7 protein-coding genes are annotated in these 13,374 nt (G+C 54.7%); 5 read left to right on the forward strand and 2 right to left on the reverse strand.

Annotated elements, in window-relative coordinates:
• Positions 1-9 precede the first annotated feature (9 nt).
• A complete protein-coding gene (gene porU, locus OEV49_04085) occupies positions 10-3,876 on the reverse strand; it encodes a type IX secretion system sortase PorU (protein ID MDH3890240.1) in 3,867 nt (1,288 codons plus the stop codon).
• Positions 3,877-4,753: 877 nt separating this feature from the next.
• Between porU and OEV49_04090 the strand changes: the two genes are divergently transcribed.
• Positions 4,754-8,098, forward strand: coding sequence for a PKD domain-containing protein (locus tag OEV49_04090; GenBank protein MDH3890241.1), 3,345 nt, complete (start codon positions 4,754-4,756; stop codon positions 8,096-8,098).
• Positions 8,099-8,756: 658 nt separating this feature from the next.
• Here OEV49_04090 and OEV49_04095 read toward each other — a convergent pair.
• Positions 8,757-9,977, reverse strand: a complete 1,221-nt coding sequence (locus tag OEV49_04095) for a hypothetical protein (GenBank protein MDH3890242.1) — start codon at positions 9,975-9,977, stop codon at positions 8,757-8,759.
• A gap of 447 nt (positions 9,978-10,424) precedes the next feature.
• Here OEV49_04095 and folP point away from each other — a divergent pair, with 447 nt between their 5' ends.
• From folP to OEV49_04115, 4 genes are all read left to right on the forward strand, one after another.
• Positions 10,425-11,306: a dihydropteroate synthase gene (gene folP, locus OEV49_04100; GenBank protein ID MDH3890243.1), complete on the forward strand. Its 882-nt coding sequence runs from the start codon at positions 10,425-10,427 to the stop codon at positions 11,304-11,306.
• Between the two features lie 128 nt (positions 11,307-11,434).
• Positions 11,435-12,196: a diadenylate cyclase CdaA gene (gene cdaA, locus OEV49_04105; protein MDH3890244.1), complete on the forward strand. Its 762-nt coding sequence runs from the start codon at positions 11,435-11,437 to the stop codon at positions 12,194-12,196.
• 141 nt (positions 12,197-12,337) lie between these two features.
• On the forward strand, positions 12,338-13,093 hold the full coding sequence (locus tag OEV49_04110; GenBank protein ID MDH3890245.1) for a hypothetical protein: 756 nt from the start codon (positions 12,338-12,340) through the stop codon (positions 13,091-13,093).
• 32 nt (positions 13,094-13,125) lie between these two features.
• Positions 13,126-13,374 carry a hypothetical protein gene (locus tag OEV49_04115; GenBank protein MDH3890246.1) on the forward strand — a complete coding sequence of 83 codons (249 nt, stop codon included), beginning with the start codon at positions 13,126-13,128 and terminating at the stop codon, positions 13,372-13,374.

The following is a 13,374-nucleotide window of genomic DNA, read 5'->3' on the forward strand; positions in this document are numbered from 1 at the left end:
TTCTCCTCACTAATTGATAACAACAACTTTACCAAACATCTCGACCTCGTCTCGTCCGTCGGTCGGACGAGCGGTCGCTTTGTAAATATAGACTCCGGTGGCCACGCGATCGCCGCCGGAATCTTCGCCCCGCCATTCGATTTCATCATGATAACCGGGGAGGAGCGAGTTTTGACTATAACTCTTTATCTTTCGGCCGGAAAGTGTAAAAATCTCCAGGGAAAAACTTTCCAACTGACGCGCGGCGTAGAACGAAAACCGGGTCGTCTTTTGCATCGGGTTGGGGTAGTTCAACAACTCGGTAACCACCGGTCCGCCGGCGGCAACCATCTCGGCGGAAAACGAAACCGATGCTGAGTTGTTGGCGTTGTCCCACGCTTTGATCTTGAAGCTGTGACGGCCTTCCTCCAGGCTGTCGGGTGCATACTCGACACTGCCGCCGGTAAAATCATCGGTGTCGTACTCGAACTGCGCGGTCAAATTCAAAACGCGATCGGAGCGGCCGTCAAGCTCAAGCGTCACGCCGTGTCCCAAACCGGCCGTGAGGTTGATCCCTGATGGATCGGAAATCACCGCGCGCAGAGTATCACCGGGTTGAATGTGATCACCATCGGCGAAGTGGCTCTGGCCGCTGAAACTGTACTCAATCGATGGTCCAACCGAGTCGGTCACCTCAGCGATAGACTCCGCGACATAGACGCTGTCGATGATACCGGCCGCGTCGACACTGTCCAAGGTGGCATAGGCGGTGATCCGCGCCCTATGCCCGCCGAATCCGATGTCCAGCGGCGGCATAAACTCAAAACTGAAGCGACCGTCTGAAACACTGGCCGATCCACGATAAATCGCAGCGCCGTCCACACTATAATCGATAACTCCGCCGGTGCCACCGTGCTGGGCGGAGTTGTAGCTCTTTTGTTGGTCGGAATCATACACTCTGATGTCCAGTCGGCCATCGCCACGGAACAGGCCGCCGAACTCATCGACAATCTCGCCGGTGACCGCGACCGGCTCAAGCGCCACCAGACTGTCCGGCGCCGTATCGTAGTTCACGACGTGGTTCGGCTGGGCCAGTTTTAGCATGGGGTCGCCCATATATATGAAAGCTCTGTCGTTTCTCGTCTGAGTAGAGGGACCGCCTGCCCAGAGTTGATGCAACAGTTTGGCTGTGAACATACTCTCGCAAATAGTTAAGCGCGGCGCCGAGAACAAGACGTCGAAGACGGTCTGATTAAACTGCTTGTTGGGTGAAGACCAGACCAGCCGGGTGGCGGAGATAACAGCAATGGCGCCGCCGTTTGTATGCGTCAGCAGGTCTTCAGCCATGGCCTGACCCTCCGGTTCGTCATAGGCGCCGATTGCACACGACGCAGCCACCACCAGAGGCAGGCGGTCATAGTTGGCCAAACGGGGTAGATCGTCGGCCACCGTGAAAATACGCTCGTGCGCCCATAGGCCGGGATTGCCGTGCCCGACATAGTTGATTACCAGACGACCCTCATTGAAAGCATCGACGATGGCGTCGTTGACTTCGGGCTTGCGGTTGTTCACGAATGGATACTCTATCGAATAAACTTTGTCGCGCGCAAACATGGGTGGAAGATGGTACATGCCCAGGGTGTCGGTTTGTCCGGTGTGCACCAGTTCGGAGGTTCGGTTTCCGGCGAATTCGTCATCGGCCACCATGGCAATCTTGGTCCGCCAAAGCCCGAAATTTGTCGGCGACTCATACCGTTTGATCTTGTCGATAATAGTCTGTATATCACCTGCGTTTCGCACCGTCCAGCGCGCCGATACCATGTCCAATCCGCGGTCGACCTGTGGACTGTAGCTGGAATCACCGTCGAGAGTGCCATACTCGCCAAAGTACACATAGTTGTCGTCGCTGTAGGCAAAGGCCTGGTCGTATTCATGGATCAGCGGCGGCACATGGTTGGGCGCATCGTGACCAGTCAGATTCAGGTAGTCATAGTTGCCGTCGCCGACCAACAGCACCACTGAAGGCGCCGGGGCCGGCCAGGTTTCATAGGCAAACTTGAGGAAATCCCGGATGGCCACCGGGTCAAAAACACCACCGGCGAAATTGTCGTAAATGTCTTCGGTGGACACTATTCGCACCCGCTGGTTCTGTCGGTAGTCGATATACTCCTGCATGGCCTCAGTAAAGGCGGCAGGTGTGACGACAATCAGATCGGCCTGTGCGTTTCCCGCCCTCAGGTCTTCCGGGCTGCTTTTTTCAACGGCCACCGGTGACAACGTCCGGTTGAGGGTAGTTGCGAAGAAATGGTTTGGTCGCGTAGGCGTCATATCGAGACCGAACGAAAGCAAACCTCCCGCCCGTGTGAATCCCGTTAGTACTCTCGGTTGGCGGCCGTCGGCTATGTCGACGATTAGCGGCACAGATGAAAAATCGTCGATCAGTTCCACCCGGGCACGACCATCATAGCTCACCAGATTAAACTCCAAACGGTCACTTTGCGGGGCCAGATCGCTTGAGTAGGCCAACTCGATGTAATCCAGGAACGGTCGGTGGCTGCCACCGATGTTGAAATTCAGATTGAACTGGTTGAGTCCTTCACGCAGCGAAGATACTGCGAAAGTGCAGCTGGAGTCGTCGCAGGACATTTTAGCGGCCGTCACGCCGGCCACTCGCAGAGTGTAGGAATCGGTCGACCACGGCAGTTTGGCCACCACTCGCACCTCAGCCGGCGGACCCACAACGACGTTTGATGCCGCAATGTAAACCGACTGACTCATGTCGTCGCTTGCATACCAGCGGTAGTAGTCGCGAATGTGCTCGGTGTTGTCACTGCTTAACAGCGTATCACTCTCAGAATGAACCAAGCGACGGAAACTGGTAACGACCGTATCCTCGGACCCGTCCGGCGCCCCGGCCATTGAGGCCATGCGGCGACCAGAAGTGCCAATGAGCTCCGAAGCGGTGAACCAATAGACATTCTGGGTAGCATAGTGGTGGTGATAAAACCCGACCGAATCATAAGGCCGATACCACCAACGATTGAGCGCCTCGCCGTAAAACAGTATATAATCCTCGCGGTCAAAGACACCATCATTGCCGTCCTCGACCAGGATAGCCACCTCGCGAAAATCAGGCCTCGGTGATTCGTTGGGAACCTCCAACTGCCGTCCACCGGCATTGAACAGATGAATCTGCTCTGATGGAATCCCGGTGAGAATCATTCCCGCCCGCTGTAACTGCGCTCCGGTGACTTTGTAAAGTCCGCTCTGATTGGTTGTGATCTTGTACCAGTCCGAGGTAACCCCAAAAAGACCGGACGAAGCAAACTTGTAACCTGGCTTTTCGGTCGTCGACCAATGGCTCAACTGCTCATGGTTGACCACGGCCACCTCGGCTAAACGGCCGAAAAACGGATCGGGTACCGATACACCCACGCCCGCCCGGCCGCCACCAAAGCGAAGTGATACCTGGACCTCTCGGTAGATCGACTGCTCGGTGACAGGATAGACCCGTATGCCAACCAGCCGCTGACCCCGCACCATGAACGGTTTCTGTAATCTGGCCAAGGGGCCCGGTCCGGACACTGGTGGGACCGAGTTATGCTCAGTCGCTCTTGCTTGCCGCCCGACCACTGAGACGATTTCAGCAGTGGCTCCGGGTGGAAGCCCGATCAAGGTAACGGTGTAAAGCCGCACAGTCGAATCAGGACCCACCTCTTGAAACAACTCAGCCGGGCTATCGGGGATACTGACGAGAAACTGCAACTCCTGCTCACTGGATTGCAGCACGGCTGTTTCAGCGCCACCGACATTGCCGGCCAGCGCCACAGCCACCATACAGATATATGGAAAAAGTGACTTATACAGGCTGTTGTCCTTGAGGACCGGGGAATCCACCCCGGCTCTCCGACCGAAAAAAAACATAGCTACGGTTCAGATCGCACGCGACCTGCCTTTGTACTGTGTCGGTCTTGTCAGACCGAATGATTCAACCAGTTAACCGTTATGCTATATTCATTTCCTCTCACTGTATAAATCGACAGATAGTACGAAGTTCCTTAGAAAATGTCAAGTTCGCAAAAAAACCACGATCTGATGTTCCTTGCAAAAAAGCGGCCTGGCCGCAACCTATCTTCTTCCGGCGCGGCCAAGTCCCCCAAATGTAGTAACTTCCCTGGATATCAGACGCGCCGGAAGCCAATACTGTTCAAATATTGAGCAGACAAAAACCGGCAAAAACCGGTACCAGCTTGCGCAAAAGGAGAAATCGGTGCGGCAACCTGGTCCTTTTCAACCTCTAGCCAAGCCCGCTGCAACCTCATGGTGAGCTGGTCGAACCATGAGCGGGGTCGAAGCTCGGACAAAAGTAAGGCAGATACCTACAGTTGAAAAGTCCTTTCCAACCTCATGGTGAGCGGAGTCGAACCATGAACTTTGTCTTCCGGTTCACCCTTCGACTCCGCTCAGGGTGAGGTGGTGGGATGCTCAGGGTGAGGCAGTATGGGATGCTCAAGGTTAGGTTGTGCGGCTCAGGGTGCGGTTTTAGAGTGAGGCGCGTTTGGTGTTTTTTCACTTGCACCAGAAGCATCCAATTCTGTATACTCCCTTCAGAGACGCAGCAAAACAAACCAACTATGATTGATCAAAGCATAGCCGAGCCGGTAGCGGCCGCGTTTTTGCATGATCTGGAGGAGCCTATATGGATAATGGCCTGAATTAGTCCGTATTTGCAGTACATTGGTGACTAACTTCTTCATTTCGTTTCGGAGGATCCATGAAAACTTGCGCCGTTGCACTATTGATGGTCTGTCTTATCGCCCCACTGGCGACATCCGCCGATCAAATCAAACAGATTGACCGGCCGGACCGACTGCCGTCGTTTCTCGGGTATAAATCAAATGAGTTTATTGTCGTCATGCGCCCTGATGTTGGCAAGCTGAGTACGCAAAAGGCGGCCAGCGGAATCGTCGCAATTGGCGAAACCGATTTCGACAATATATCAAAGCAATTCGTAGTTTCCCGTATCAAAAAACAGTTCCCGGGCACAGAGGCCGGTGCTCTGTCGCCAACCGCAGAACTGGCCAAATATCACAAAGTCAAATTCGAGCAAGGCACCCTGGATGAAGCTATGGAGGCCTATCGAAATCATCCGATGGTCGAAAAAGTAGAGCCGATCGGCATCCACACGATGCTTGCGACGCCGAACGACGGTTTTTTTGACCCCTATCAATGGTATCACAATCAAACCAATGATGACGATTTGGATTCACCCGAAGCCTGGGACATCCAGACCGGCAGCTCTTCTTTCATCCTCGCGATTCTTGATTCCGGAACTCGTTACTATCACCGCGACCTTGGCGGCGGCAACACATCGCCGTCAAATGAAGCTGCCGCACGCGGTAATATGTGGATAAACAACGCCGAACTGAACGGTTCCACCGGCGTCGACGATGACGGTAACGGCTATACCGACGACTGGATCGGATATGACTTCATATCCTCGACCTCCAACTGTTGGCCCGGCGAAGACTGCAATACTCAAGACAATGATCCTCGCGACTTCAACGGCCACGGTACGCATACTGCGGGTATTGTTGGCATGATCACCAACAACGGCTACGGCATGGCCGGTGTTGCCGGCGGCTGGGGCAATGGTTCCGAACAGCAGTATGGCAACGGCGTGAAAGTTATGGCCTGTCGTATGGGCTTTTCCTATAATCACCCTCTATATGGTGAGGTTGGAGTGGTCTACATGGACGCTGCCGCAGAAGCGTTCTATTACGCCGCCGACAACGGAGCCAAAATCGCCTCGTGTAGTTGGGGTTCCTCCAACTCGGGCGGCATCGGCGCCGCAGCCAACTACTTCCTGAGCAATGGTGGTCTGATTTTTGTCGCCGCCGGTAACGACGGCACCCAGTCAGCCGACTATCTGAACGGACGTGGAGATTGTATCTCTGTTGCGGCTACCAATCAAAATGATGGAGCAGCATCCTTTACAACCTACGGCACCTGGGTGGATATCTGCGCCCCCGGTGTAGGCATCTACTCGACATATCATGATCACTATGATCCCAGTGTTGATTACTGGGCATCGATGGACGGCACCTCGATGGCCTGTCCGATGGCCGCCGCTGTAGGCGCCATGATATGGTCCCAGAATCCGACATGGACTGCTTCTCAGGTTGAAACTCAGCTATATGCCAGCGCCGAGAACATTGACGCCGAATTATCAGGAGCTTATATCGGCAAAATGGGCGCCGGCCGTATAAACCTATACGACGCCGTCAACACCGGTCCGCCCCCGCCTCCGGTAGCCGCCTTTGTCGGTTCTCCGACTTCTGGTACCGAGCCGTTGACCGTGAACTTCACCGATCAGTCGACGGGCAGTATTACCGATTGGAGTTGGACTTTCGGCGACGGTGGTTCGTCAACATCTCAGAACCCGTCATACGAATACACTTCGGCGGGCACTTATGACGTCACCCTGACCGTGACCGGTCCCGGCGGTTCCGATGGCGAGACCAAGAATGGCTACATCACAGTCAACCCCTGTGTAGCACCCACCGCCGACTTCTCAGGCAGCCCCACCTCGGGCACCGAGCCGTTGGATGTAAGTTTCACCGATCTCTCGACCGGCGCTACATCCTGGTCGTGGACCTTTGGTGACGGCGGAAATTCCACGCAGCAGAACCCCAACTACACCTATGACACAGCCGGTACCTACACGGTGACGCTGACCGCTACCAACGCCTGCGGTTCCGATGTCAACACCAAGGTCGACTACATTACAGTCAACCCGTGCGTGTCACCGACTGCAGACTTCTCAGGCACACCGACCAACGGCGAGGTTCCGCTGGATGTTTCGTTCACCGATCTCTCGACCGGCGCTACGTCCTGGTCGTGGACCTTTGGTGACGGCGGAAATTCCACACAGCAGAATCCGAACTACACCTACAACACAGCCGGTACCTACACGGTGACGCTGACCGCTACCAACGCCTGCGGTTCCGATGTCAACACCAAAGTGGATTACATCACTGCCGATCCGTCCACCGCCGTCAACCAGGCCTTTGCACTTTCCGACATTCCGGTGAATGGCACCGCCTCGGGAAGCTACCTGAACACTCAGGCCAGCGATGACTCCTACGAAGGTCTTACCGAAGGCGAGTCCGGCGGCAAACCGAGCCGACGTTACAGCACGCTCGATTGGAAATGGAACTTCTCGGTCATTGCCGGTGCTACGACCAGTTTCAATGTCGAAGCCTACCGTCCGGACAACGCCGAAGGTGACGACTTTGCATTTGAGTACTCCACCGATGACATCAACTACTCGTCGTTGGTAACGGTCACCTCTGCCGTTGAGCAGATGTATTCGGTGTCAATGCCCAATGTCAGCGGAACCGTTTACATCCGTTGCGTCGACACCGATCACACTCAGGGCGCACGAACTTTTGACGATGTGTTCATCGACTACATGTACATCGAAACAGGTGGCACTCCACCGCCGCCGGACACCATGCATGTCAACAGCATCACGGTGACTCGCATCGGTGGCAAAGGTAACCGTTACAACGGCCAGGCGACTGTGACAATCCTCAACCAGTCCGGTCAACCGGTCGGTGGTGCCTCAGTCACTGGCGACTTCAGCGGCCCGTCCTCCGACACTCAAGGCGGCACAACCGATGGCTCAGGTTCGGTGACTCTCACCTCGCAGCGGATCAAGAGCCCGGTCGGTAACTGGTGCTTTACGGTCACAGGTGTTTCGCTCGGCAGCAACGTCTACGATCCCTCGCAAAATGTCGAATCTTCCGACTGCGAAGGCGGCGCGGCCAAACTGGTCGACGGTTCGATGCCGTACACGTTCAATCTCGACCAGAACTATCCCAACCCGTTCAACCCGAAAACGTCGATCCGATTCAGTCTGCCGTCCTCGATGAACGTCCGGCTGGAAGTGTTCAATGTTCTCGGCCAAAACGTGGCGACCTTGTACGAAGGCACGCTCAACGCCGGGCTGCACGAGTACGAGTTTGACGCATCCCATCTGTCCAGCGGTATCTACCTGTATCGTTTACAGGCGGATGACATGATTGAGACGAAGAAGATGGTTCTGATGAAATAGCAGGCAAGCCAGTTTTTTGGCGCTTCGCGCCCCTTTGTCATTCCCGCGAAGGCGGGAATCCAATTTCTTGTGCGCGGCAGATGTCCACATCTGCCGTTCGCAGGCACATACTAGAACAGAAAAAGGCAGGAGCATGGGCTCCTGCCTTTTGTGTTGGTGATCTCTGCGATTCCTAAATTGGTCTTGACGATCGTGGGTGGCACCCTCAAACTCGGTTTGGGGGTGGACATTGTTTTCTCCGTCCCAAACAAGGTTTGAGACGACCACCCGGAGCAGGTTTTGTAGGGCGGGTCCGTCTTCGCCTGCGCTCCTGACACGGTGTCGAAACCACAGGGGTATCGACCTACAAGACTGAGGAATTAAAACACCAACGTCTTGTGACGAAGGTCGTATTCATTCGTGACCTTGGTCGTTTAGGCGACCGGCTCACATACTAGAACCAACAAAGGCAGGAGCACAAGCTCCTGCCTTTTGTGTGAGTCCTTCTCGAGTAGGTCAGGAGCCCTGTGCTCCTGACACAACGTCGAAACCACATCGGTATCGACCGACGAAACTTCCCAATATGACGACCCACAGTGGGGCAGGTGGCGAAACCACAAGAACACGGCTTGACCGTGACACCCGCGGCTTGACCGTGACACCCACGGCTTGACCGTGCCTACGGCTGCCGGATGTTGATCAGCATCTGGCCTTTCTGCACCTCGACAATGATCTCGTCGGCATCGACAGTGTAAGTACGACGTTCGCTGGCATGCTTGGTTTTCAGCGAAACCGTGCGGAAACTCAAAGGACCCACCGTGTCACCCTCAAGCAAGGCGCCATCCTTGGCCAGCTTGACCACGCACACCGATTCACCGTCGTGAATGTTAACAAGGCGCATCACGATTTCCTGGTTGGGCGCCACCGTCTGCTTGTGCTGACGTCCGGCGGCAATGGTCTGACCAAATCCGAGTTCGATCTGCTGTATAGTAAAGGCGACGGTACCTTCGTTGACACGGATCACCACTTCATCGGCCTCCAGGGGTGTTTCTTCAAAGGTCCAACCACCGCCGGTTCCCTGATTGGGCAGGTTCAAACTGTACACCGAGACATCGGCAATAGGCAGGCCGAGAATGAACGGCACGGCCGAGAACGAGGCGCTGCCGTCTGAGACGTTGCGCCCATGCACGTCCAGCCCGTAGCCCGGCTCCACGGCCACTTTGAAAAGCTCACCGGCGGCCACCGTCTGCTCAAAGGGCGGCGAAGTATGCTCCACACTGCTCACATCCAGAATCCAGCCCGGCACTTCAACCGGCCCCTGCCCCGCCTCGGATTTCGTGTTATAGCCTTCGGGAATTGCAAACATAGAGTCGTGAACAGCGGTCAATTCGATATTGTCTATCTCAAGAAACAACTCTTCCGAAATGTGATTGACCGTCTTGAGCACGAAATTAAGGTCCAGCGACAAGTATTCAGTCACCAACGGTTGACCCTGCATGCTGACAACAGTGATCTGACACTCATACCCGGCTATCTCCTCGCTGCCCAGGTCCCGCAGGGTGCCGATTCCGCGCAGGAACCTCATTCCCTGGATGGGGTCTACCATAATGCTCTGCTGATCGTTGGCCGCGATTTCTACATACGTCTTATGTTGGGGAGAAAACGACCGACTCAAATTAGCCTCCTGGTCGACCGTCATGAACCAGGCAGCGCCACCTTCGGATAGGTCCATGCGGTACCGAGAATTCTGTACATAGATCTTGCCGCGCGTGATTTTGTCAACATCGCCGATTGTAATGTCGGCCATAAACTGTCCCGGCGGGGCGCTTTCGCAGCCAAAACCGACCAGAGCCGTCAGAACCATCAAGGGCAGGACAAGAGATGCTCTCTTTAATGTCATGGCAGTGGTTTTCCTTCTCATTGAATTGTGGGCGGCAGACATTCTCGTCTGCTCCTCCTTCGGCCCCAAACAAAGTTCAAGGCGGCCACCCGACGTTTTTGTACACCGGGTGAACGCATGTTCACATCCACCTACTCAGGCAAGGTAGCCCAGACCCGGTCGGTTGTCAAACAATTGAACTTCCGTCTTCGTGTCGCCGGTTGTCTCTCTGGTTGGCAGGTGCAGTCAGGCGACTCGCCTGGCTGTCGTGGGCTGGTGAGTTCATGGTCACCCTTCGACTCCGCTCAGGGTGAGGTTACAAAAGCGCGAAGTGCAAGAAATTGTTTTATCAGCGGGCGGGGTCGCCCAACACCACTCGATCAACAATTGAACATCGGCCCTTGTATCGTTGGTTTTCCCCCTTGTTTTTGATCCTCAATTGCCGTTATATACCGCTGAGGCATCCGGATGCAGAAACAGACCTTTCACAGACCAGAGGAACTAAAGAAAGTCCTGCAATTAGCTGTCGGACGGCAGTTGACCCTGAGCCGCCCCCTGGTAATGGGTATACTGAACGTTACCCCCGATTCCTTCTCCGACGGCGGACGGTTTACCACGGTCGAGGCAGCCGTCGAACGAGCCCTTCAGATGGAACAATCGGGCGCTGATATAATCGACGTCGGCGGCGAATCAACCCGACCCGGAGCCAAACCGGTCGAGCAAGAAAAAGAACTCAAGCGCGTCATTCCGGTCATCAACAGGCTGCGCGATCTGACCACCATTCCGATCTCAATTGATACTTACAAAGCGAGTGTAGCCGAAGCGGCTCTTGATGCCGGGGCCGATATGGTCAATGATATTTCCGGTCTCAGGTTCGACACCAGAATGCTGCGATTGGTTGCCGACCGTCGAGTCGTGGTCGTGATCATGCACATGCAGGGAACACCGCGCGAAATGCAGGCCGATCCGCACTACGAAGACTGTGTCCGAGAAATATCGGAGTTCTTCAGGCGACGGATCGCAATCTGCATCAAACAAGGAATTGATAAATCCAAAATCATAATCGATCCCGGCCTTGGATTCGGCAAGCGACTTAGTGACAATCTCGATATTCTGAATCACTTTGAGGAATTCTCGCAACTGGGTGTGCCTGTGATGGTGGCCGCATCGCGCAAATCGTTTATCGGCATGCTCCATGACGCTGATAAAGAAGCCGACCTCAGACTGGGCGGCTCACTGTCGGCAGCGATAGTCGGCGTGATGAAGGGGGCCGCTGTTGTCCGCACCCATGACGTAGCCGAGACGGTCGAAGCCCTGAAGGTTTTGCAGGCAGTTAAGGAATCCAAGTGAGTTTTCTGGAAAAGCTCGTTCAAACTGTGAGGAGACCCAGGTGAGTTTCCTGGAAAAGCTCGTTCAAACTGTGAGGAGACCCAGGTGAGTTTCCTGGAAAAGCTCGTTCAGACCGTGAGGAGACCCACGTGAGTTTCTTTGAACTCGACTTTCTGACGTTTGGGTTGAAGGACGTTGTCGATATTCTCATCGTCGGATTCATCATCTATCAGATACTGAAACTGGTTCGCGGCACTCGGTCAGCCCAAATCGTCATTGGGTTGACTTTGATCGCCGGACTGGCTTCAGTCGCCTTTTGGTTTCAACTGGAGGGACTGACCTGGCTGTTTAGTATCCTGGCGCCGTTCGGTCTGATCGTGCTGGTGATTGTCTTCCAGCCGGAACTGCGCGGCGTTCTGGCCCAAATGGGACAACATCGTTTTCTGAGACGTTTCTTCACGGTGCAACAACGCCGAACAATCGAAGAGGTCACTCGGGCCGTTCTCAGGCTGGCCGAGTTGAACTATGGCGGCCTGATAGTAATGGAACGCAACACCGGTCTCAGGAACTTTGCCGAATCGGGCAAGGACTTAAACGCTGAGTTGTCATCGGAGCTACTGGTAACACTCTTCACACCATACACACCGCTTCACGATGGCGCCGTCATCGTCTCCGGTGATCACATTTCGGCCGCCGCTACATCGCTCCCGTTGACGACCAATCTTCGCTATCGCAAACTGTTCGGCATGCGCCACAAAGCTGCCATAGGTGTCTCTGAAGTTTCCGACGCCGTCGTGGTGGTGGTATCAGAGGAAACCAGCCAGGTATCGATAGCCTACAACGGCCTGTTGAACACCGATATTCCCAAATCAGAGTTCAAGGACAAGCTGACCGAGTATATGGGCAGGTAGAGTTTACCGAGGCCACGCCAAGCGCGTGGCTTCGCAGGGCGTATTTTCATCTCCTGCAGCGGACTGGCACACAACGCCCACGATAGTACTTGGTGTTCTTTCTCCACGATCCAGCCCACCCCGGCCCTGGATGACTCAAATGTGATACGCTCAACGTTTTGTGGAACAGTGAGTTCGGATCACGGCGAGAACTATTTTGCTTTTCCTCGCATGCCGCTGACAGACTGTGGCAGTGACCTTTTGTATAATTCCGATGCACACGGAGAAGAAGACAACATCAACCTCCATCCGGAGTCGAAGACAGGAGACATGGATATGTCCCATTCACCCAGCCGTGATTCAACAGGACCGAGCGGCTATCGCTCCCATCTGATTAAAGCCGTCATCTATTTTGTCGTTATCGGTGGTGGCGTCGCTACCGGCATTGTGGTTGCAACAAAACTCGGCGTTGCCGACAAACTTTCGTCGATGACGTATTCTGTCGAAGATCTCGACAACAACAGCCTTCTAAAGGTCGAATCACCGTTTCCTCTGCTTGAGGCAACCGGTGTCGATGGCGACACTGTCGACCTCGTACCGCTCTTGAAAGGGCAACGGTGTGTCGTGGCCATAGTATCTGCCGGGTGCGAACCTTGCCACCGATTTATCCGATTTGCTGAGCGGGAGGGCATCGGTACCAATGACGATCTGCGCGTTATCCTGCTGGCCCTCGATCCGGAGCCGTTCAAAGAGGAAACTGACCTCACGGTGCTGAAGGTTTCGATGGATCAACTAAACGAGCACGACATATACTCTTTCCCCACCTTAATCGGCATAGGCAAGGATGGGCGCATGAAATTTGTGGCTTCCGGGTTCAACCGATACATCACCGAGGATTTCATCCGCGACAATATCTGATCTAACATCTCAAACAGACAAGGAGGTATGTTATGAAACGTTTACTTTTGATCGGAACTGTTTTTTGTGCCGCGGCTTTGTTGGGGTTCGGCGTAACCCTGTTCATGCCGCCCGATGCACAGGCGACAGAATGTAACCACAGCTACCCACAGACGGTGTGGGATTGCAGCAGTGGGACCTGTAATTTCCCTCTCTGTGCTAAGTACGATTGCTTCACCGTGACCCCATGTTGTGGAGAACCGTGCCAATGTACGTTCGTCGGCTGCTTTCTCAAACCGTGA

Source organism: Candidatus Zixiibacteriota bacterium (assembly GCA_029860345.1).
Lineage (GTDB): Bacteria > Zixibacteria > MSB-5A5 > GN15 > FEB-12 > JAJRTA01.